The 22,076-nt window shown below is 64.2% G+C and carries 16 protein-coding genes; 11 read left to right on the forward strand and 5 right to left on the reverse strand.

Annotation, left to right across the window (positions count from 1 at the left end; translation table 11 throughout):
• The gene (locus A5707_RS24630; protein ID WP_232000762.1) at positions 1–402 is read left to right on the forward strand and encodes a CopG family transcriptional regulator; all 402 of its coding nucleotides are present in this window, start codon (positions 1–3) and stop codon (positions 400–402) included.
• Positions 403–407: 5 nt separating this feature from the next.
• Positions 408–815: a type II toxin-antitoxin system VapC family toxin gene (locus A5707_RS18840; protein ID WP_197495375.1), complete on the forward strand. Its 408-nt coding sequence runs from the start codon at positions 408–410 to the stop codon at positions 813–815.
• Between the two features lie 49 nt (positions 816–864).
• Here the strand turns inward: A5707_RS18840 and A5707_RS18845 are convergent, their stop codons facing one another.
• Together A5707_RS18845 and pks2 are read right to left on the reverse strand one after the other, a co-directional pair.
• Positions 865–2,277, reverse strand: coding sequence for a hypothetical protein (locus A5707_RS18845; protein WP_065015966.1), 1,413 nt, complete (start codon positions 2,275–2,277; stop codon positions 865–867).
• 59 nt (positions 2,278–2,336) lie between these two features.
• Positions 2,337–8,624, reverse strand: a complete 6,288-nt coding sequence (gene pks2 / locus A5707_RS18850) for a sulfolipid-1 biosynthesis phthioceranic/hydroxyphthioceranic acid synthase (RefSeq protein ID WP_065015967.1) — start codon at positions 8,622–8,624, stop codon at positions 2,337–2,339.
• A 371-nt stretch (positions 8,625–8,995) separates the two neighbouring features.
• On the opposite strand from pks2, the gene A5707_RS18855 reads away from it, so the two are divergent.
• The 4 genes from A5707_RS18855 to A5707_RS18870 all read left to right on the forward strand — a co-directional run bounded on the left by A5707_RS18855 (position 8,996) and on the right by A5707_RS18870 (position 13,215).
• Positions 8,996–10,003: a hypothetical protein gene (locus A5707_RS18855; RefSeq protein WP_156658133.1), complete on the forward strand. Its 1,008-nt coding sequence runs from the start codon at positions 8,996–8,998 to the stop codon at positions 10,001–10,003.
• Positions 10,000–10,773 (forward strand): glucose-1-phosphate cytidylyltransferase, encoded by a 774-nt coding sequence (gene rfbF / locus A5707_RS18860; RefSeq protein ID WP_065015969.1) that lies wholly within the window; start codon positions 10,000–10,002, stop codon positions 10,771–10,773. Before A5707_RS18855 ends, rfbF begins: the two co-directional genes overlap by 4 nt.
• Complete coding sequence (rfbG, locus tag A5707_RS18865; protein ID WP_065015970.1) at positions 10,755–11,849, forward strand: CDP-glucose 4,6-dehydratase; 1,095 nt, start codon at positions 10,755–10,757, stop codon at positions 11,847–11,849. Before rfbF ends, rfbG begins: the two co-directional genes overlap by 19 nt.
• Positions 11,850–11,958: 109 nt before the next feature.
• Complete coding sequence (locus A5707_RS18870) at positions 11,959–13,215, forward strand: HNH endonuclease signature motif containing protein (RefSeq protein WP_065015975.1); 1,257 nt, start codon at positions 11,959–11,961, stop codon at positions 13,213–13,215.
• Positions 13,216–13,243: 28 nt separating this feature from the next.
• Here the strand turns inward: A5707_RS18870 and A5707_RS18875 are convergent, their stop codons facing one another.
• Both A5707_RS18875 and A5707_RS18880 read right to left on the reverse strand, forming a co-directional pair.
• Complete coding sequence (locus A5707_RS18875) at positions 13,244–14,185, reverse strand: hypothetical protein (RefSeq protein ID WP_197495373.1); 942 nt, start codon at positions 14,183–14,185, stop codon at positions 13,244–13,246.
• 2 nt (positions 14,186–14,187) lie between these two features.
• A complete protein-coding gene (locus A5707_RS18880; protein ID WP_197495374.1) occupies positions 14,188–15,468 on the reverse strand; it encodes a class I SAM-dependent methyltransferase in 1,281 nt (426 codons plus the stop codon).
• Between the two features lie 196 nt (positions 15,469–15,664).
• Here A5707_RS18880 and A5707_RS18885 point away from each other — a divergent pair, with 196 nt between their 5' ends.
• From A5707_RS18885 to A5707_RS18905, 5 genes are all read left to right on the forward strand, one after another.
• Complete coding sequence (locus A5707_RS18885) at positions 15,665–16,630, forward strand: cephalosporin hydroxylase family protein (protein WP_232000763.1); 966 nt, start codon at positions 15,665–15,667, stop codon at positions 16,628–16,630.
• Between the two features lie 47 nt (positions 16,631–16,677).
• On the forward strand, positions 16,678–17,391 hold the full coding sequence (locus tag A5707_RS18890; RefSeq protein ID WP_156658135.1) for a class I SAM-dependent methyltransferase: 714 nt from the start codon (positions 16,678–16,680) through the stop codon (positions 17,389–17,391).
• Positions 17,384–18,148, forward strand: a complete 765-nt coding sequence (locus tag A5707_RS18895; protein WP_419866445.1) for a class I SAM-dependent methyltransferase — start codon at positions 17,384–17,386, stop codon at positions 18,146–18,148. Before A5707_RS18890 ends, A5707_RS18895 begins: the two co-directional genes overlap by 8 nt.
• Before the next feature lie 379 nt (positions 18,149–18,527).
• Positions 18,528–20,018 carry an MFS transporter gene (locus A5707_RS18900; protein ID WP_065015979.1) on the forward strand — a complete coding sequence of 497 codons (1,491 nt, stop codon included), beginning with the start codon at positions 18,528–18,530 and terminating at the stop codon, positions 20,016–20,018.
• Between the two features lie 188 nt (positions 20,019–20,206).
• Entirely contained in the window at positions 20,207–21,175 is a 969-nt protein-coding gene (locus tag A5707_RS18905) for a sulfotransferase family protein (RefSeq protein ID WP_419866446.1), read from the forward strand.
• A gap of 61 nt (positions 21,176–21,236) precedes the next feature.
• Here the strand turns inward: A5707_RS18905 and A5707_RS18910 are convergent.
• A partial coding sequence (locus A5707_RS18910; protein WP_065015973.1) for a glycosyltransferase occupies positions 21,237–22,076 on the reverse strand: 840 nt, incomplete at its 5' end.

Raw genomic sequence — 22,076 nt, forward strand, 5'->3', positions numbered from 1 at the left:
ATGAGCAACCGGGTGTTTCGGAGCTTAGGCGCGACGCCCGATGAATGCGAGTGTTTCGGTAAAAATACTTTAATTGGTAATCAAGGCCGAATTGGCCAGGTATTACGGTATGCGGCGGGCGCGGCTTTGGTGAGGATCGGGCACACGATCGACAGCTACGGTATGCTGGCATACATGAAGCGGACGACGGTCAAGATCCCCGACGCGTTGGATGCTCGCCTGCGGCACGAGGCTAAGCGGCGGAATTTGACCATCTCGGACGTTAGCCGTGAAGCGCTCGAGGCATACCTTGGCCCGACCGGTGCCCGTCGGCGCCTCAACGCAGCGGCCGCCGGCCGTAGCGGTCGAAGCGATGTCTCCGAGCGTATCGAGGAGATCCTGGCAGCCGAGGTCGGACCATAGGGGCAATTGTTGTCGATGCGGGTCCTCTATATGCGTATGTCGACGCCGACGACGCTCACCATGCGCCGTCGCTGGAACTTCTACAGACCCATCCGGGTCCGTTGATCGTCCCGACACTCGTCATCACCGAAGTGGTCTACCTGCTGGGCACCAGGCTGGGCGCCGAAGCTGAGGTGCGGTTCCTCGGCGACCTGGCCGATGGGGCGTTCGCCGTCGAACCGGTGGCCGCGGGAGATTGGCTGCGGATCGCTGAACTTGTTGCGCGGTACCGAGACTTGCCGCTTGGCACCGTAGACGCCTCCGTGGTGACCACAGCAGAACGGTTGGGTATCAGCGATATCGCGACCGTCGACCGCAGTCACTTCACGGTCGTCCGGCCGTGCCATACCGAGAGCTTCACCGTTCTTCCGTGACTGTCGCGGTGTCGCCCGAGTCGTCTCACGACATGTGAGCCAAGTCGGGTTAGTCGATCTCCCCGGTCAGGCCGAAGTCGGCCATCGTGCTCGCGGTCACCTCACGCAAGGCGGATTTGGTGTTCTCGGCGCCCGGTTGGTAGGCGCCGATGCTGATGAAGATCTTGCCGTTGATGCGTCCGGACAGAATGATCATCCGACCGCCGAGCCGCTCCAGGAACCGGCGGGTTTCGCATTGCCCGGTGCCGCGCGCGTTTTCCACCTCGGCGACGGTGCCGTCGGGGCAGCCGATCACCGACGGGAGGTCGCCGAGGTACGAACAAAACACCGGGGCGTCGGGGTCGGCGGGCATCCTGGCGACCATCCGTTTCACCGCCCGCGTCGGCGTGAACGACGGCAGCCACAGGACCTGCTTGGCTTCGTCCGTAGTCTCTTTCAGCGTCTTCAGGGTCTGCTTGATGGCGGCCCGGATGTCGGAGAGATCCGTCGTGAGCCCCGTTGGGTCGACGCTGACGCGGGCGTACGACAGTGCCATCGCCCGCGTGTCGTCCTCGGTGCGATCACTCATCGGGATTTGCAGGGTGACGGCGCCGTCATCGGCTCGTCGGCGACCGATGCGCTCGGCGAGTTTCGCAGCGAACGCAGCAGCCATCGTGTGACTCGCTCCGCCAAGAGCCTCCGCGCGGGCATCCCACTCGTCCAGGTCGATGTAGGCCGTGACAGCCGGCACCAGGACAACCTCATCGTCGCCAGTGTCGGTGACGGCGACGGGCCGTGCTGGCCGTGGACGGCCACTTTCACGGTTGGCGCGGGCTTGTTTCCGGGCTAACTTGCCCGCCGTGACAACCGCCCGCGCAACCTGCGGTAGGTCCCGCGCGGTCTGCCGGGTGTCTTGACCCAGCGCGCGCAGCCGACTGCGTGACTGTGGCGGTGGGTAGCCAAGGTCGCGGGTTTTGCCCAGGGCCGCCTCGATGATCACGAGGGCGAGTCCGAGGCCGTCGATGAGGTTGTGCGACAGCACCAGGCTGACCGCGGTCGAGCCGTCGGTAAGAGGAAGGACGCCGAGATGCCAACCGGGCCCCGCTTCAGGGTCGATAGGCAGCTGCGAGCGTTCATCGAGCCAGTCGCTGACGTCGGCGCGGGGACGGGCACGTTCAGCAATGTCGATATCCGCCGGACCCCGATCTACCACCCATCGATGCCGGGCGATTGGCAGCGCGGGACGCTCGATGCGCCGTCCCAGCAAGCCCTGACCGAGATGATGGTGAAAACGCTGCAGCGCCTCGAAGTCGACAGCGTGCTCATAGACCCACGTGACTTGGATGACCACGTTCATGTCGGCGGCGTGATGCTCCGCCAACAAGGCCTCGTCCTCCAATGCGAGCCGGTTATCCGGGCGCGCATCACGTTCGGATGCGCGGCGCCTCATGGATTCGCGTGCACGACGTATCCGCCCTGCCACTACTGGCCCTCCTTGGTCCTCAGTCGTGCGTTTTCCGGGTCTGGTTGCGGCAGAGGTCATCACGATGCGACGGCCGTAGCCTGCTCGGCCATCAGCGTATCGGCCAGGTGCCGGGCCAAGGTACGCGCGGTGTTGTGGGTGGCGATGGCCTTGGGGGTCAGGCGGATTCCGGTTTCGGCTTCGATGCGGCTGCGGAGCTCAAGGAAGCCCAAAGAGTCCAGGCCGTGATCGGCGAACGAATGGTCGGGATCGACGGTGCGGCGCAAGATGAGGCTGGCCTGCTCGGTCACCAGGCGACGAAGCCGGGTCGGCCACTCGTCCGGAGGCAGCGTCAGTAACTCCGTGCGGACGGCGGCGGTGTCGTGTTGCTGCGCACTGCCGGCGGTCTTGAATGCCTCCGCGAATGGGCTGCGCGCAACGAGCATGCTGAACAACGGCGTGCCCGCCGTCGGCATGTACCCGGTGTAGGTGCGGTCATAGCGCAGCAGCGTCTGGAAGGCGTGCGCACCCTCGTCGGGGGCGATCATCGTGGTGCGGCCTTCTTCCAAAGACGCCGCACGGCCGATCTCGGCCCAGGCACCCCATGCAATCGTGGTGGCCGGTAGGCGTTGTTCACGCCGCCAATGAGTGAAGGCGTCCAACCAACTGTTGGCCGCCGCGTAAGCACCCTGGCCGGGTGAGCCGAGCAGCGCGGCCGCCGACGAAAAGCAACAGAACCAGTCGAGCGGTTGGCCGGCCGTCGCCTGATGCAAGTGCCAAGCGCCGTAGACCTTGGCCACCCAGTCACGCTCGATCAGGTCGTCGGTAATGGTGGTGAGCGTGGCGTCCTCCACCACCGCGGCGGCGTGCAGCACTCCGCGCAACGGAAGCCCGGTGGCGGTGGCAGCGGCGACGAGCCGTCCGGCGGTTGCGGGTTCGGCGATGTCCCCGCATTCGACGTGGACGTCGGCCCCGGTCGCGCGGATACTCGCTATGGCCTTCTCGGCCTGGGCGTTTGGCTGCGAGCGGCTGGTCAGCACAATCCGCCCGCACCCTGCCGCGGCCATCTCAGCGGCGAGGAACAGCCCGAGGCCGCCCAGACCCCCGGTGATGATGTAGGCGCCATCGGGGCGGTAGATCCGAGCCTGCTCCGGTGGCACTACCGCGGTGCTGTGTCCGCTGCGCGGCACGTCGAGCACGAGTTTGCCGCTGTGTTCGGCCGCGCTCATCACCCGGATCGCCGTCGCTGCCTCGGCAAGCGGATAGTGCGTGCTTTCCGGTGGTGGCAATTCGCCGTCTGCCACGAGCCGATACACCTGGCGTAGCAGATCCCCGACCCGCTGCGGACGGCTCTCGACCATCAGCGCCAAGTCGACGTAGTGGAAGGTGAGGTTGCGACGGAAGGGATACATCCCGAGCCGGTTGTTGGCGTAGACGTCGCGTTTGCCGATCTCCACGAACCGTCCGTCGACGGCCAGCAGTTCGAATCCGGCGCGCTGCGCGGCGCCGGTGAGGGAGTTGAGGACGATGTCAACGCCGTACCCGTCGGTGTCGCGGCGAATCAGATCGGCGAAGTCCGTGCTCCGTGAATCGTAGACATGCTCTATGCCCATGTCCTGCAGCATTTTTCGACGCTGCGGGCTGCCCGCGGTAGCGAAGATCTCCGCTCCCGCGGCGCGAGCGATCGCGATCGCTGCCTGCCCCACGCCGCCGGTGGCGGAGTGGATCAACACACGGTCACCGGCGCTGATCCGGGCTTGATCATGCAGGCCATACCAGGCGGTCGCGTGTCCGGTGGTCGTCGCGGCAGCGACCTCGTCGGTCAGCCCGGGCGGAAGTGGGGCCGCGACGCGCGCGTCACAGGTGACGAATGTGCCCCAGCAGCCGTTTTTGGAGAAGCCGCCGACGTGGTCGCCGACCCGATGATTGGTGACGTCGGGTCCGACCGCGGTCACCACGCCGGCGAAATCGGTGCCCGGTTGGGGCAGGCGGCCCTCAAGGCTGGGGTATTGGCCGAATGCGACCAGGACGTCGGCGAAGTTGATGCTGGATGCGGTGACGGCGACCTCGATCTCGCCGCGCCCCGGCGCAACGCGGTCGACCGCCGCGAATTCCATGGTTTGCAGGTCACCCGGAGTGCGGATCCCAAGGCGCATACCGTCGCGCTCGTGGTGGACCGTGGTGGTTCGGCGCTCATCCGGGCGCAAGGGCGCGGGCCGCAGCCGCGCGACGTACCACTGGCCGTCGCGCCAGGCGGTTTCGTCCTCGGCCGACCCGGACAGCAGCTCGAGCGCCAGCTTTTCGGGATCGCAATCGTCGTCCACATCTATCTGGGTGGGACGCAGTTGCGAATGTTCGGCGCCGATCACGCGCACCAAACCGCGCAGCCCGGCCTGGTCGAGGTTGACCCGGTCCGCAGGGTGGACGGCTTGAGCTCTTCTGGTCAGTACATAGAGCCGAGGCGGTTCCCCGGGCGATTCGGTCAGTTCGCGGGCGATCCGAATCAGGTGCCCGACATGCTCGCGGGCCGTGGCCAAGCCGGCTTCGTCGGAGGTGCCTGCCGGCGGTGGCAACACGACCACCAGACCAGTGACGGCGCTTGCCCGCAGCCGGGCATTCAGTTGATCGGCGCAGCCGGCGTGGTCGGCGCGCTGCGGCCACTCAAGCCAATCACATTGTGCGCCAGAGGCTTTCATGGCATCGACGAGCCTTGTTGTCAGGGAATCGTCGGTATCGGAGGTAGGGATCAATAGCCACTGGCCCGGGTCGCTGTCCCGGGACGCGGGTGGCTCGCTCTGCCGCCATTCCACGGCAAGGAGCCGCTCGGCGAGCAGGCGGTCGGCGTCGCTGACCGCGGTGGCGCTGCTGCCCAGCCGGAACCCTCGAATGATCAGCACCGGGGCTCCGGTTTCGTCGAGGACGTCGAGGTCGGCCTCCACATCCGACCCGTCCCCACGGTGCAACCGCACGAGGCAGTAGCGGGGATTGCGCGCCGGGTCGCACACGCGCAGTCGTCGCACGCTCAACGGCAACAGCAACCCGCCGTCGTCGTCGCCGTTGATGGCCCGGTGTGCGCCGACGGATTGGAAGCAGGCGTCGAGCAACACCGGGTGCACGCGGTAGGCGCCGCGCTGGGCGCGCAGCTGCTTGGGCAGCGCGAGCTCGGTCACCAGGGTGGACCCGTCGTCGGCGGTGTGCGCGGCGATCAGAGCGGCAAACGCCGGACCCAAGTTGACCCCGTGTGCGTCGAACCGCTGCCGTAGCTCGTCGCCTTCGGTGCGACGCGGGTGGGCGGCGAGCAGCGCACTGATGTCCTGCGGATGTGGTTGCGGCTCAACCTCATCGGCGCACAAGACGGCGACGGCTCGGCGCGTGCGTTCGCCGTCGTGATCGGTGACCACGTCGAATTCGACGACGCCGGGCGCGGCAGCCGAGGCCACCGCCGTGATCGGGGTCTGCTTGTCCAGCTGCAGCATCTGCTCGAAGCGGATGTCGTGAACCTCGGATTGCTCGCCGAGCACGGTATGGGCCGCTGACAATGCCATTTCACAGTAGGCAGCCCCGGGTAGAGCGGGCACGCCGTGGACCTGGTGATCGCCCAACCAGGGCAGCGCCGCGGTGCCGACCTCGCCCTGCCACACGTGGCGCTCCGCTTCCTCCGGGAGCCGGACATGTGACCCGAGCAGCGGGTGCACGGTGATAGTCCGGGCGCCGTGTACCTGGCGGTTCGTGCCGGCCGCGCCGATGTACAGCCGACGATGAGTCCACGTCGGCAGCGGCGCGTCGACCAGCCGCCCAGTCGGGTACAACGCCGCGAAATCGACTGCGGCGCCAGCACAATGCAGATTCGCCAGGAATTCGCGCAGTCCGTGCGGCAGCTCCTGTTCGCGCCACATACACGCCAGCGCCTGCGCTGAGACGTCGGCTGCGTGGGCGGTCTGTTCCACCGCCCGGGTCAGCAGCGGGTGCGGCGAAAGCTCCGCGAAAACGCGATGCCCGTCTTCCAACGCGGCCTGCACCGCGTCGGCGAACCGCACCGGATGACGCAGATTGGTCACCCAATAACTCGCGTCCAACCCCCGCTGCTCTCGAGGGTCGTCCAGTGTGGCCGAGTAGAACGGCACCGACGGCGCCACCGGGGTGAGCTCGGCCAGCGCATCGGCCAATTCACTGAGTATCGGGTCGACCTGGGGCGAGTGTGACGCCACGTCGACTGCCACTTCGCGGGCCATGATGTCGCGGCTCTCCCACAGCGCGACCAACTCACGAACTGTCTGCGTCGTGCCGCCGATGACAGTGGACTCCGGCGAGGTGATCACCGACACCACGACGTCCGAGAGGTTCCGGGCGGCTAGTTCGTCACGCACCCGCCGCGCGGGCAACTCCACCGAGGCCATCGCGCCGGCGCCGGCGATGGTGCTCAACAGCCGTGAGCGCCGGCAGACCACGCGCACACCGTCTTCGAGCGAAAGCGCCCCTGCGACAACGGCTGCCGCGGCCTCCCCGAGTGAGTGGCCGACCACCGCGCCGGGGCTGACGCCGTAGGCGCGCATCGCGGCGGCCAGTGCGACTTGCATGGTGAACAGGGTCGGCTGGACGCGGTCGATGCCGGTGACGGTCTCCGGCGCCGACATCGCCTGGGTGACGGAGAACCCCGATTCGGCGGCGATCAACGGTTCGGCCTCGGCGACCGTGGCGGCGAACACCGGCTCGGCGGCCAGCAGCGCCGCACCCATCGCGGCCCACTGTGAACCCTGGCCGGAGAACACCCATACCGGCCCTCGGTCGTCCTGGCCGGCCGCGGCCGGATACGGAATGTCGCTGTCGGCGACCTCGTGCAAACGCGTGGTGAGCTCAGCAAGGCTTGCCGCGACGACGGCTGCGCGCACCGGCCGGTGACCACGCCGGCGGGCCAGGGTGTAGGCCAGATCGGCGGCCACCAGCTGGTCGGCGCGCGCGCTGATCCACTCGGCGAGCCGGGCTGAGGTGCGCCGCAGCGCCTCGGTCGAGGTAGCGGACAGCGCGTACACCAGGGGGCCGGCGGGGGACACCTCATCGTGGGGGGCGACGTCCGGGGCTTCTTCCAACACGGCGTGCACGTTCGTTCCGCTCAAGCCATACGACGATACGGCCGCCCGTCGCCGTTCCTGGTCTTGCCGCGACGGCCAGGGCGTGGCCGCTGTCGGGACGAACAGTCCCGTTTCGATTTGGGCGAGTACATCGGGTAGCCGGGTGAAGTGCAGCGAGGGCGGGACCACGCCGTGTTGCAGCGCCAGGGTCGTCTTGATCAAGCCCAGTGCGCCGGCCGCGGCCTCGGAGTGGCCGAAGTTGCTCTTGGCCGATCCGAGTGCACACGGCGCACCGTCCAGGCCGTAGACCTGGGCCAGGCTGCCGAATTCAATCGGGTCACCGACTCGGGTGCCGGTGCCGTGGGCCTCGACCATGCCGACCGTGGCGCCGTCCACCCCGGCAGCCGTCAGCGCCGCCCGGTAGGCCATGGCCTGCGCATTCAACGACGGCCGGGAAATGGTCTTGGTGCGACCGTCGTGATTGGCCGCGGTGCCGCGCACCACCGCGAGGATGCGGTCGCCATCTCGCAGGGCGTCCGGCAGGCGCTTCAGCAGGACCACGGCGCATCCTTCGGCCCGGACAAACCCGTCCGCGGCGACGTCGAAGGAATGGCAGCGGCCGGTGGGGGAGTACATCCCCAGCGCCGAACCCGCCGCGTTCATGATCCCGGAAATCAGGGTGTTGACGCCGCCGGCCAGGGCGAGGTCGCTTTCGCCGTCGTGCAGGCTGCGGCAGGCCAAGTGCAAGGTGAGCAGACCGGTTGAACATGCGGTGTCCAGCGTCATTGCCGGACCATGTACTCCCAGCCAATACGCGATGCGCCCGGAAGCCAGGCTGGGAGTGTTGCCGGGGTAGGCATAGGCATCGTGGATGGCGCCGGATTCATAGGTCAGCACGACGTGGTCGTCGTGGACGATCCCCATGAATACACCGGTCTTGGACCCGAACAGCGAGCGCGGATCCCGGCCGGCATGCTCGATGGCCTCCCACGAGGTTTCCAGCAACAACCGGTGATTGGGATCCATGTAGGTCGCTTCATGTGTCCGGAGACCGAAGAACGGGGCGTCGAATCCCCAAATGTCGTCCAGGAATCCGCCGCATCGCGTCACCGACTTACCGGGCACGCCCGGCTCGGGGTCGTAAAATTCGTCGACGTCCCAGTGATCGGCCGGAATTTCGGTGACCAGGTCGTCGCCCCGCAGTAACCGCTCCCATAGTTCGTCCGGTGAGTTGATCCCTCCGGGGAGTCGGCAGGCCATTCCGATTACTGCGACGGGAGTGACGGTGGCCTCCGTCATGGCCGTTCACCTCTTTCCAGCCGGTGTTTCAGCAGCACGGCCGAATTCCGAAACCGGCGGTTATTCGCCCAGTCGTTTTGACAGCCGCTTATCCGAGCTCAATGGATCGAACCGGTCGGTAGCCTAATCGTTCCTGTGAGCTGTGGTGGTGGAATCCGGTTCGCCGCGGTGCACGCCGGTCCGATCGACGGGACTGGCTGTGCGCAAGCCGAAGCGGTGCAAGGGGTTGACCAGCATGGACCCTACTGAACGCCGATTCCGAATCTGTTATGGACTTCTCGGTACAACCGCGTCCGCATATACCCGCGGCTTCATCCGTGGAGTCGCCTCGCAGGCGAGCAAGGCGGCACCCGCGTGAGTAGTGCGCTATCGTGCTGAAATTCCCAACGACCGAAAGAACATTGCTTGGTGGCAACCGTCGACGCTCGTTGTCTCGCTGGCCGCGCAAGGCTGGATCTCCGAGCGCGCAGGCGCGCAGCCCTCAGCGGGTTACTATCTGGACCTGCCTCACGCCAATGATTCATAGGTACTGCGTTACCCACGAGAAGCCGTTACTGCCCGACAGCTGGTATGACACCTGCATCGCGCTGGGGGATTTCGAACCCGACTCCGCGTTCCACGTGAGACAACTCGATCAGTTCTGGCACGAGGCGAGACCGATTGCATACGGCGCCGCAGGATCACACGTCTTGCCCATCGCGATCGAAAGGTCTTCCGACGATGCTGAGCTCACCGAAATGTGTGCTTACCGAAAGAGAATCCTTCCTTCTCCGGAGGGGATAGAGTCCCGTATCTATCCGACAATGCGGGAGTTGAGCCTGAACGACTTCGGCCGGAAGGCTGACCTAGCCGTATTCACCCCCACAGCTGGCCACGATTTTCTGGTTGCGCAGCCTATGCGTCTCAGAAAACCGGTAGTTGACCACTATGCCGCAATTCATCACCGCAGAGATATTGTTGACTACGCGTCTCTAGCGGTCGAGACGGGCGTGTTGGATGCCGACTCCGCTTCAGACTTCTTGGCTGCAAGGTACTTCATTCCCGGTGGCGTTGAACTCGGGATTTTCCCGACAGAGTGGCTGGTGCAGGTTCTGTCCGGAATCGAGATCGTTGGCAGAGAATTTCTGAATCGGCACGGCGATCGTCTGAGAAAATACAACACTTTTCAGATACGAGCCGTCGGGTTTCTCACCGAGCGGCTGGGGTCCTATTTTCTAGTTCGGCATCTCACCAGAAAGTATTTGAACAACATTCCTGCTGAGATATTCGGATATATGACCGTCATTGTCGAAGATAACGGGAATTACTCCGCCGGGTTAGCCGATCGGCCGAAGAGTCGGTCGAAGTGGCGCAAGACTAAACCCAAGCGGGCCGAATGAAGGCCGTAATATTGGCCGGAGGTCTCGGTACTCGGCTCAGGGAAGAAACCAGCATCCGTCCCAAGCCGATGGTGGAGATCGGTGGGCGGCCGATCCTGTGGCACATCATGAAGCTCTACTCCAACCACGGCATTCACGATTTTGTTATCTGCTGTGGCTACAAGGGCTACATCATCAAGGAATATTTCGCCAACTACTTCCTGCACATGTCGGACGTGACGTTCGATCTCTCCGTCAACAGCATGGAAGTGCATGAGCGCCACGCAGAACCCTGGCGAGTGACGCTGGTCGATACCGGTGACGACACCCAAACCGGCGGACGCCTCAAGCGCGTGGCGACCTACGTCCAGGACGACGAGGCCTTCTGCTTCACCTACGGCGATGGGCTCAGCGACGTGAACATCCGAGCGAGCGTCGAATTCCACCAGCAGCACGGACGCCACGCCACGGTCACGGCGGTACTGCCGCCGGGGCGCTATGGGGCCATCGAGTGCGCCGACGGGCGGGTCACGCGCTTTGTCGAGAAGCCGCGCGGCGACGGCGGTCTCATCAACGGTGGTTTCTTCGTCCTCTCACCCGCAGTACTCGACTACATTGACGGCGACCAAACCCCTTGGGAAGGACCACCGTTGGCTCGACTCGCCGCTGACGGCCAAATGATGGCCTTCGAGCATTCCGGCTTCTGGCAACCGATGGACACGCTTCGCGACAAAAACCTGCTCGACGAATTGTGGAGTAGCGGCGAGGCACCGTGGAAGTGCTGGCGTTGAACGTTTTCGGGTCCGCTTATCGCGGGCGCCGGGTGTTGGTCACCGGCCATACCGGCTTCAAAGGCAGCTGGCTGTGTCTGTGGTTGCAGACGTTGGGCGCCGAGGTCAGCGGACTTGCATTGGATCCATCGGTCGAGCCCAGCCATTGGGATCTGCTGAAACTAGCTATCGACGACCATCGTGTCGACGTTCGCGATGAAGAGGCAGTCCGCGCGGTCTTCGCTGCGGTAAGGCCGGAGATGGTTTTCCACTTGGCTGCGCAGCCGTTGGTCCGTCGCTCCTACCGCGACCCGGTCACCACGTGGGCCACCAACGCGATGGGCACCGTGCATGTGCTCGAGGCCGTTCGCCACACGCCGGAGGTGCGTGCCGTGGTAGCGGTCACGAGCGACAAATGTTACGAGAATCGCGAATGGCCCTGGGCTTATCGAGAACAAGACCGCCTGGGGGGCCATGACCCCTACAGTGCGTCCAAGGCCAGCGCCGAGTTGGTGGCCGCGAGCTATCGAGTTGCGTTGCTGCAACACCCGTCCGCGCCGCTGCTGGCAACCGCGCGGGGCGGCAACGTGATTGGAGGTGGTGACTGGTCCGAGGACCGGCTGATCCCCGATCTGGTGCGCTCGGTCGCCGCCCGTGAACCATTGATCATTCGCTCGCCGCAGGCCACGCGCCCTTGGCAGCATGTGCTGGACCTCCTCAGCGGATACCTGCTGCTCGGACAGCGGCTTCTGGCGGGTGACACCACATGTGCCGATGCCTGGAACTTCGGCCCTGATGTCGAGGGGAACCGCACGGTCGAGCAAGTGCTCGAAGACCTTGCTCGTGGATGGCCACAGCTTCGGTGGGAAGTGACATCGAGTCCCCAGCCGCACGAGGCGGGCTTGCTGCACCTCGACAGCGCCAAGGCAAAGATGCATCTGGGGTGGCGCCCGGTCTGGAACCTCGAAAGCACGCTCCACCACACGGCCCATTGGTATCGCCAATTGCTGGAGGCAGATGACGTGATCAGCGCCGACGACCTGGCCGCCTACGTTGCCGATGCCGCTGAGGCGGACCAAGTTTGGGCGACGACATGAGCACAGTCGATATCCCGAGAAGGTGTTCGCGCCCGCCGGCCCGAGCCGGCCACGCCTGCGGATGCGGTTCGGGGCGGGACTTGTCGGTGCCGGGTGTGATGATGTGGTCATGTCTTCGATCGGGTCGTCAAACGCTGTTGAAGTGCGCCCCAAGGACCGCCTCGAGGTGTTGTTCGAGGAGCTGGCGGAGTTGGCCGGTCAGCGCAACGCAATCGATGCGCGCATCGTGGAGATCACCGCTGAGGTGGAGCGCGACGAGCTGTGCGGCATCACGGGCGCGCGGTCGGTGTCGGCATTGCTGGCCTGGAAGATGGGTTTGTCGTCGACAACCGCCAACACGATCGTTACCGTCGCACGCCGGCTAGACGAGTTTCCCCGCTGCGCTGCGGAAATGGGGGAGGGTCGATTGTCGCTGGATCAGGTCGGCGTCATCGCGGGCCGGGCAGGCCAGGGGTCCGATGCGCACTATGCCGAGCTGGCCGCAGTTGCCACGGTCAGCCAGCTGCGCACCGCAATCAAGTTGGAACCGCGGCCCGATCCGGGTCCGCGGCCTGAACCGCAGCCAACGATCACCAAGACCAGCAACGCCGAGATGGACTTCTGGCGAATCACACTCCCGCACACCGACTCGGCCAAGTTCGAGGCGGCGCTGCAGTCGCATCATGATGCGCTCATGGGCGAGTGGAGACGCGACCGCGACAGTAGCGACGAGACATCCGACCAACACCCTGCGATGCCGACGAATACCGATGCGTTCATGAGGCTGGTCGAGACGGGGTGGGATGTTGAGGTGCAACGTCGCCCCCACGGACAGCGCACCACGGTGGTGGTGCATCTCGACGTCAAAGACCGGGTGGCTGCGCTGCATCTGGGTCCGCTGCTGTTGGAATCCGAGCGGCAGTACCTGACATGTGATGCCACGTGTGAAGCGTGGTTTGAACGCGAGGGCGAAGTAATCGGTTGTGGTCGATCGACCCGCACGATTAGCCGTCGGCTCCGCCGCGCACTCGAGCACCGCCACCCCACGTGCGCCGTTCCGGGCTGCGCAGCCACCCGCGGCCTGCACGCCCATCACATCCGGCATTGGGAAGACGGCGGCCTCACCGAACTGGCCAACCTGGTGCTGGTCTGTCCTCATCACCACCGCCTGCACCATCGCGGCGTCATCGCCATCACCGGACCCGCAGACCAGCTGAAGGTGACCGACAGCGACGGCCAAGCACTCAGCGCCGGATCGCTTGCCCGCCCACCCAAGCGGCCACCGCCTGCGGTAGGGCCCTACCCCGGACCCAGCGGCGAGCGCGCCGACTGGTGGTGGTACGAGCCATTCCAACCCCAACCACCACCGGCGCCGTCTAGCAACTAGGTTGCCCATTCGAGCCGACGACGTGCGGCTATCTGCCGCCGGCGTGGGCTATAGGAACCCGCCGAGACTTCGCCTCGACAGCGGCCCAGAGCGCCAGAATCGCCCTGTGCCGCTGGGCATTCCCGTCGTCCCCGTCCGAGAACGAATCGCACAACTGCCTGAGCAGGCCTACCCGCGCATCCTGGCCCTGCACCGCACCCGAGTCAGCCGAAGAAAACGGGTCACGCTGATCTGCGAGCGTCTGCACCACTTGCCCGTTGTTGTGTGCGACAACCCTGAAGAACGTGTTTGTCTCCCGACTGGCGAGCGTCAGCACACATGGGCAGAGGTTAGGCCCCGTGAAAGTTCCTTCCCAGCAATCGATCTCATCGTCTGACGCTCCACAGACTGTCGAGGTCGATACGCCGTCGTAGCCCAATTCGGACAACAGTGCGATCGCCTGGATCCCGTAGAACCGAACAGCACCGCCGCCGCGCGAACTGAATCTTTTCCAGTTGTCCAGGCCGACGCGATAGTGATGTGCCAAGAAGCTCCAGTCGAAGGAAATGCTGTCGGCGGATCCGGTAAGCGCTTCCCGGAGCTTGCCTGCCCATGGCGTGAAGCGAAACGTATATCCCACCCGGTAGCGCTTTCCCGCATTCTCAACCGCCATGAGCAAGGAAGCGGCCGATCCGGGAGTCGGCGCGAGCGGCTTCTCGAGGATCAGCTGACGGATATTGGGCATCTCTGTCAGGCGAGGAACCCATCGCATCTGGTCTTCCGGGCGAAGCGCGATCACCACTCCGCTGGACCTCGCCAAAGCGTCGTCGACATCGCTGCACCAGACCACCTGTTGCACATACCCGGAGAGTTCCGCTCGACCGCTCACCGCGTCCCGATAGCGGCTCGGTAGCGCAACTTCAACGCCCGCCTCGACGAGAGCCGGCAGATATCCGTAGCTGCCAAACCCCGAGCCGAGGATCGTGAACAAGCTCAAGCCTGGAAGTCGTCACTGCTGAGGACGTCGAAAACCGGGCCCTGGTAACCGCTATCGGAGAGGTAGCGCCGGATTTCTGCGGAGATGTGCCAAGCCAGATTCAGCAAGGGCTTGGTTTGCGGACCCAGTTCAAACAGAGCATCGTCCGACAGGATCGGAATCCGCGTGCCGGGCACGTAGTGCCCGATCTTGATCGAGCCAGGTTTCTCGTGGACTGCGACGATCTCGTTCTCGGTGATACCCAGAAGCTTGACCAGGATGGCGGCGCGACCGGGGAACGCCTTGGCGCGGATCGGTCCGTGTTCGGCGACGACGTGCCTGATCTCGCGCGCCTTGCGGTCTTTCCACAGCTCTACATCACGGGCGAGTTGGCCGAAACTTCGTTGAAAGTTCTGCTCACGCGCAATGACGTCGGCTGCCGTTGCCTCCGCACGCTGCGAGCCGTGCCCGAGGGTGATCCGGATATTTCCGCCATAGCGGGCGGGAAACTCGACATCCACGATGTCCAGACCTAGTGACTTCGCGATGAAATCGAAGGAGTGATACGAGTAGGTCCTGGGGTGCTCGTGGTAGAAGGTGTCGAATTGATGCCGGTCGAGTACGGCGCCCAGGTAATGGTTCTCGATCACGATCGTGGTTTGCGGCCCCAGCAGAAGTTCGAGCGCGGAAAGGACGCCTGACAAGTCCTCGATATGGGCGAACACGTTGGTGAACGTGATGAGATCCGGCGTGCCGGCCCCGTCGCGGATCGCCGCGGCTGTCTCTCGGCTCAGATAGTCCTGGACGACAAAATGGCCTTTCGCCGCCGCGTCGCGGCCGGCGCCGGTTGGCTCGATACCGGCTGTTTTCGCCCCGGCATCCCGGAAGAAATCCAGCAGGCTGCCGTCGTTGCAGCCGACATCGAGCACGAGCTTCTCGGTCAACGGGCCGAGTCGTTCGACGCATGAGCCCACCAGGCTGCGCATCCCGGACAATACGTCGGCCGTGAAGCGCGAGCGATAGTGATAGTCGTCTGGGAACAGATTTTCTTTCGGCACCTGGAAGCGTTGGTGTGCGGTAGCGCATGTCGGGCAAAAGCCGATATTGATCGGGTATTCGCGGCATTGCCGGGGATCACCGATCTTGACGAGGTCGTCGCAAAGCGGATGCCGGCCCAGATCAAGCACGGGCAGCAATTGACTGCCGCCGCAGACTTCGCAGCCCGTGATCTCCGTCAGATGTGTGTCGCCGTTTGCCGAAGTGGTCAGCCAACTGCTGCCTGGCGATCTGTTGTCCACCGGCCTCCTTGGGTATAAGCCTCGTCGATCCTAACGTCGCGCTGACGGTGTTCCGAAAGTCATCGCCTACTCTGACGGCGTGGCAAAAGATTGGGCTGCCGATCAGGCGGCGCGAATTGGGGACGAAATCAGGCGACTAAGAGGCTCCCGCTCAGAGCAGTGGCTGTCAGATCGAACCCACGCGCTCGGATACCCCGTGGAGTGCGCGACGATCGCCGAGTTCGAAAACCACAAACGCAAAGACGTGAGCACGGCCGAGTTGGCTGTCCTGGCCAAGGCGTTGGATACCGCTCCGATCGCGCTGCTGTATCCCTCGTCGTATCCCACCGAGTTGCAGATGTTGCCGGGTGTCGACGCAACGAGTTGGAGTGCGGCCGAATGGTTCTCGGGGCTGACGAACCATCAGCAGCGCGTGACCGAAAACGTGAGAGCCCTCGCTGAAGACCGAGAGTTCGCTCAGCTGTCTTCCGAATGGATGAATCGAAGCATCCCGAACCGCTATTCGTACAACTTCGAATGGCTGGGCCGGCCGATCATCCAATACCCACCGGATGTCGTTTCCCTACAGGAGCTGATTTGGACCGTCAAGCCCGATGTCATCGTCGAGACCGGAATCGCGCACGGGGGTTCATTGATTCTCAGCGCTTCCATGCTTGCGCTGCTTGACTTGTGTGACGCCATCACCACCAACAGGCCACTCGACGTGGGTGCCTCCAATCGGCAGGTCATCGGCGTCGATATCGAGATACGCGCCCACAACCGTGCGGCGATAGAAGCACATCCACTTTCTCCCTACATCACGATGATTGAAGGGTCGAGCGTCGAGCCGGCGATCATCGAGCAGGTTCACGACGCGGCACGCGGCCGTGGGACCACGCTGGTGTGCCTCGACAGCAACCACACGCACGAGCATGTCCTCGCTGAGCTGTCGGCCTACGCATCGCTCGTGACGCCGAACAGTTATTGCGTGGTATTCGACACGATCGTCGAGGACATGCCCGACGACATGTTTCCCACCCGGCCGTGGGGGCCCGGCAACAACCCGAAGACGGCGGTCTGGGAGTTTTTGAAGTCGCACTCCGAGTTCGAGATTGACCAGCAGATTCCGCAGAAGCTCCAAATCACCGTGGCGCCTGACGGATATCTGCGACGAGTGCGTTAAAGCTATGCGGCACATCCGTTTGAGTGCGCTTCGGAAGTAGGACCTTGGTGAACGTCGTTCTGAAGTTTTCTCCCATCGCTCGGCCCTACCGTCACCGCAGCCGGCGCAAAATGCTGCGAGCGCTGCGGCGAGAACTTGCTTCCAGGACCACCTGGTCGGCGGTGGACACCGAGCTTCGCGGCGAGACCGCTGACGTGGTCAACCGGACGCCCAGGGTCCACAAGTTGGCGTACTTCTCGCCGATCTACGAGCCTGTCGTAGACCGAACCAGTCCGATCCGGGTGTTGGAGATCGGAGGCTTCTACGGGGACTCGGTACAGATGTGGCAGCAATACCTTCAGCCCGACTCGCTCATCGTCGGTATTGATGTTGACTCGAAACTGGCGAAAATCCAGGATTCAACAGGCGCTCACGTCCGCATGGGTGGCGAGAACGATTCTTTCCTGAGAGAAGTAGCTGCAGAATTCGGCCCGTTCGACGTCATTATCGATGCGGGTAGCAAAACGAGCTCCCAGCTGGTGAGTTCTTTTCGCTGCCTGTTCGACAATGCATTGACCGACAGCGGCGCCTACCTCATTGACGACGTGTTCTGCGATTATTGGACATTTTTGGGCAGCTTTTCGTTCAAAGACGTCGGACGAGCTTTACTGGACGCTATGTGGGGCCATTATCAGGTCGCCACGAGCATCGCCAACTTCCGAGCCGGTCACCTTGTCGTCGTGCGTCGTGCAGCCTTGATCCATGATGGTCCGCATGAATAGCAGTGCGGACGACATTGCGCGCATGCCTCGGGGCGGGCCGGAAGCTTCCTGGCTGGACAGGCGGTTGCAGACCACCCGGCTGGAATATCTGGACCGCGACGACGTCGACGAGTTGAAGCGCAAGGTCATCCGGGCGCTGGATCGGGCCGGGGGGCGGCGGAGGATCGGCATTTACGAGCGGTGCGCCCGGATGGCGCTTCGTGAGGTTGCTGACCTCGGCTCTCCGAAGATCCTCGAACTCGGAGCCGGCCTCGGCGGAATGTCACGCAAGTTGCTGGCGATTCATCCCACTGCCGAGGTGACGGTCAGCGACATCGACCCGGAGTTCGTGGGTGCGGTGGCCGACGGCGATCTCGGGAAACACCCGCGCGCAACCGTGCGCGAAATGGACGCTACCGCGATCGACGCGCCGGACGGGTACTACGACCTCGCGGTCTTCGCGTTGTCGTTGCATCATCTGCCGCCCGAGTTGGTCGTGCGGGTGTTCGCGGAGGGCACCCGGGCGGCGAAGAAGCTGTTGATCGTGGATCTGCGCAGGCCGCCGGCGCCGGTACACGTCGCGGTTTTGGCGGTCGTGCTGCCGTTCACCCGGCTGGTCCCTCTGCAACACGACGGGCTCATCAGTTCGCTGCGTGCATACAGCGCATCGGCGCTGCGCGCGCTGGCCCACCATGCCGACCCGGCGATTAACGTCGAGTTCCGGACCCGAGGTCTGGGTCCGACGGTCGCGGTGGCCAGCCGCGCCCACGTCAATTGACGCGTCCCAAGGCCGCGGGTCGTCGAACTCCTTCACCCCGCCCCAATTCGTCAATTCGAACCTCGTCAGCACATAGAAGTTCCATAGCTTTGCGAGCACAACTTTCATCGCGGGCCTTTCCGCACCGCTTCACAACCGCGCCGTTTGCGAACTGTGCTGGAGCAACCGATCTTTGGCGTAGGTGTAGATAGCGGCTAACCCACGACAGTGCGGTGTACTGCGAGCTCTGTCTCGAAACTTTAAAGGAGCCAACTTCGACTGTTGCGAGTTTCCACTAACCGGATCGGGAACTTCGCAATTTGCGCATCGGCCCAGATGCTACGGTCGGCCGGTGACAAAGAGCGCGGAGGAAACAACCCCGGTGCCCGTCGAACCGACCATGCCGCAACCTCCGAGAACCGAACCCACCCCGTCGTTGCTGTCACGCCGCTTCATCGGTGTGGTTGTCGCTATCGGTGGCGTACTGCTGATGGCGTATATGGATGGCCCCGTCGCGGTCTATGCGCTTCCTAAGATCCAAAATGAACTGGCCCTGTCGAATGCTGAGCGCAGCTGGGTGATTACCGCCTACGTGGTGGCCTTTGCCAGCCTGATGCTGCTGGGCGGCCGCCTGGGTGACGCGATCGGCCGCAAGCGGACCTTCCTCATCGGGGTTGCGGTGTTCACCTTCGCCTCGGCCCTGTGCGGCATCGCGTGGAACGGGGACATCCTCGTGCTGGCTCGTTTCATGCATGGCGCGTCCGCGGCGATCGTGGCACCGACGTCTATGGCGCTGATCGTCACCACCTTCCCGAAGGGGCCGACCCGTAATGCGGCCACGGCGGTGTTCGGCGCAATGAACGGTGTGGGCGCGGTATTGGGGCTGGTGGTGGGTCCGACACTGACCGAAGTGTCATGGCGGCTGGCGTTCTTGGTGAACGTGCCGATCGGGTTGGTGACGGTGTTCCTGGCCCGCAGGGCGCTGCGGGAAACCTTGAAGGAGCGGATGAAACTCGACGCCAGCGGCGCCGTGCTGGCCATGTTGGCCTGCATAGCTACGATTTTCGGCTTCTCGATTGGGCCGGAGAAGGGTTGGCAGTCGCCGCTCACGATCGGTGCGGCAGTGGTGGCCCTGGGCGCCTTGGTGGGGTTCGTGGTGGTGGAGCGCACGGCCGAAAACCCCATCCTGCCATTTAATCTGTTCTCTGACCGCAACCGGCTGGCCACGTTCGGGGCCATGTTCCTCTCGGGCGGGGTGAGTTTCACGCTGACCGTGCTCGTCTCCCTCTATGTGCAAACCATCATGGGCTACGGTCCGCTGCACGCAGGTGTCAGCTTTATCCCGTTCGCCGTCGCGACGAGCATCGGGGTGGCGTTGGCGTCGCGGCTGGTTTTCCGGTTCGCTCCGCGAACAGTGGTGATCTCCGGCGCCATCCTGGTGGTGGGCGCGCTACTGTACGGCTCGACGTTCAGCCGCGGCATGCCGTACTTCCCGAATTTGGTGGTGCCGATCGTCGTCGGCGCTATCGGCCTCGGCATGATCAACGTGCCGCTCATGCTGTCGCTGGTTGCCAGCGTCAATTTCGACCGAATCGGGCCCACCACCGCAATTGCCCTGATGTTGCAGACCCTGGGTGGGCCGGTGGTGCTGGTCGTCGTCCAAGCCGCCATAACGATGCGCACGCTGCAGCTGGGCGGCACCGTCGGGCCGCCGGAGCACATGAACACCGCCCAGTTGGATGCGGTGGATCACGGCTTGACGTTCGGTCTGCTGTGGCTGGCGGGAGTGGTCATCCTGCTCGGTTCGGTGGCGCTGCTCATCGGCTACACCGCGCAGCAGGTGGCGCATGCACAAAAAGTCAGGCAGGCCGCCGCCGGCGAAGACGTGTAACTCGTGGCTAGAGTTGCGAGCAGCACGCGCGTCCCGAAATCGTTGTGCCATACACCGATTCAGGACAATAAGTGCCGGGTCCCCGGCTATCCTGCCGCTATGCGCCAGAGCCGAACCACGTTGGAGAATCTTATGGTGGAGCACCGCGCTCCCGCTCTGTCCACGGCATCGAGCGCGAGGTTGTGCTCGTGATCCCTGCAGGTCAGAGCGGCACGGCGGCCCGCCCCGTTGTTGTGTTCGTGATGGGCGCGCCTCGGTCTGGAACGTCGGCGCTCACCCGGGTCCTCTCGCTATGTGGCGCTGCGCTTCCAGCCAAGATGGCGGGCGCCGATCGGAACAATCAGCGTGGCTATTGGGAGCCGCGCGAGTCCATCCATCTCAACAACAAAATTTTGCGCCGGCACAACAGCACCCCGTTCGACCCGTCGTTGCGTTTACAAGAGGACGGTGAGTTCGACGCCGACGAGAAGGCTCGCTGCGTCGCCGAAATCGGGGCGTTTCTGTCCACGTTGCCGGCCGCGCCGGTCGTGCTCATCAAGGATGCGCATGTAACGTTGCTGTCCAGCTTGTGGTTTGAAGCGGCGCGCCAGGCCGGATTCGATATCGCGGTCGTGATTGCGGTGCGCCGCCCGCAGGAGTCCATCGCGTCGGGCGCGGCTGCATTTCAAATCCCGCCGGAGCTCGGGAGTGCGGTGTGGTTGAAATTCTCTTTGTTGTCGGAGCGAGTCACACGCAACCTGCCGCGCGTGTTCATCGACTACGCCAACCTCCTTGACGACTGGCGTCGAGAAGTAAAGCGAATTTCCGTCGCGCTCGGAATCGATCTCAACGCCCGGGACGAGGACGCAATCGACGAGTTCCTCACACCGGATCTTCACCGCCAGCTACACACCGGCCCAGTGGCAGAGCCCTTCGGCACGAACTGGCTTTCTGTGGTCGACGAAGCGCTGCACGCCGCTGCGCACGAGGAGCCCTGGGATCAGGCTGCGTTGGATAGAGTGTTCGACGCGTATCGGACGAGTGAGCAGGGTTTCCGGGCGGCGTTCGAGACTTACCAACGCTTGCACAAGATTAATCGGGTCATCCTGCCGTCCATCCTGAAGCTGCGTCACGAGGTGGTGGCGATGGCTCACCGGCGTCGCGGGACGTGGGCTTAGACCGGCCCATGGATGCCGAGAGGATGATTTTGCGGCTCAGGTGACTGGACTTCCCCGTACATCAGTGAACCGCCCGCGGGTCCGGAGCCGTCCCACGCCCGCCAACGCGCCGTAAACGAGCGAAGTTCTCCAGGAGATCGGCGGTGTTGGCAACGCTTTCGGCAGGCTTTGTCATTTGACTGGCGACCTCGCGGGCTCGCGCAAGGTATTTCGCGTCGAGGATCCGGCGCAGGTCTGCGACCAGTGTTTCTTGGTTTGCGGCCGAAATGCGGCGCCCGAAGCCAACTTCCAGTCGCTTTACGAGCGATCCCCAGATCGCCTGATCGGGCGCCGTCCAGTAGACCAGCGTGGGGGCCCCGGCGCGCAGACCCGCTGAGGTGGTGCCCATGCCACCGTGGTGCACGACCGCACGGCAAGCCGGAAAGGCGGCAGCGTAATTCATCGCGCTTACTACCTTGACATGGTCGAAGTGGGGGAGGTTGCTGAAGTCGCTCCAGCCGGCGCAAACCAACGCCCGCTCACCTAACTGTGTGCAGGCGGCGCTGATCATCGCGAGCGTGTCGGCAGGGGATTTGACCGGTGTGCTGCCAAACCCGAAGAAAATCGGCGGTGTCCCCGCGCCAATCCAGAAGGCGATTTCGTCGTCAGCATCTGTGGGCAACTCCATCGTCAGCGCGCCGACAATGGGCCGTTGACCATTCCATTTCGTCCATTCGGCTGCCAGCCCGGGGAAGCAGACCTCGTCGTAGGCCTGGATCTCCAGTGACCCCGCTTCGGTGATCCGCCGTGGCGCGGGGCCTTTGGCCTTCGGCAGACCTAGTTGACGGCGCTGCGCATCATCCAGCCTCTTGAACATCGGCCAACCCAACCACTCCGACACCTTCATCACAGAACGGCCCAA

The organism is Mycobacterium kyorinense (assembly GCF_001672775.1).
In the GTDB taxonomy this organism is placed as follows: Bacteria; Actinomycetota; Actinomycetes; order Mycobacteriales; family Mycobacteriaceae; genus Mycobacterium; species Mycobacterium kyorinense_A.

What these genes read in the sequence shown, in the direction of transcription:
- A5707_RS24630 (WP_232000762.1), top strand. Translation starts at nt 1, where the DNA reads ATGAGCAACCGGGTGTTTCGGAGCTTAGGCGCGACGCCCGATGAATGC.
- pks2 (WP_065015967.1), bottom strand. Translation starts at nt 8,624, where the DNA reads ATGACGGAGGCCACCGTCACTCCCGTCGCAGTAATCGGAATGGCCTGC.
- rfbF (WP_065015969.1), top strand. Translation starts at nt 10,000, where the DNA reads ATGAAGGCCGTAATATTGGCCGGAGGTCTCGGTACTCGGCTCAGGGAA.
- A5707_RS18870 (WP_065015975.1), top strand. Translation starts at nt 11,959, where the DNA reads ATGTCTTCGATCGGGTCGTCAAACGCTGTTGAAGTGCGCCCCAAGGAC.
- A5707_RS18895 (WP_419866445.1), top strand. Translation starts at nt 17,384, where the DNA reads ATGAATAGCAGTGCGGACGACATTGCGCGCATGCCTCGGGGCGGGCCG.
- A5707_RS18900 (WP_065015979.1), top strand. Translation starts at nt 18,528, where the DNA reads ATGCCGCAACCTCCGAGAACCGAACCCACCCCGTCGTTGCTGTCACGC.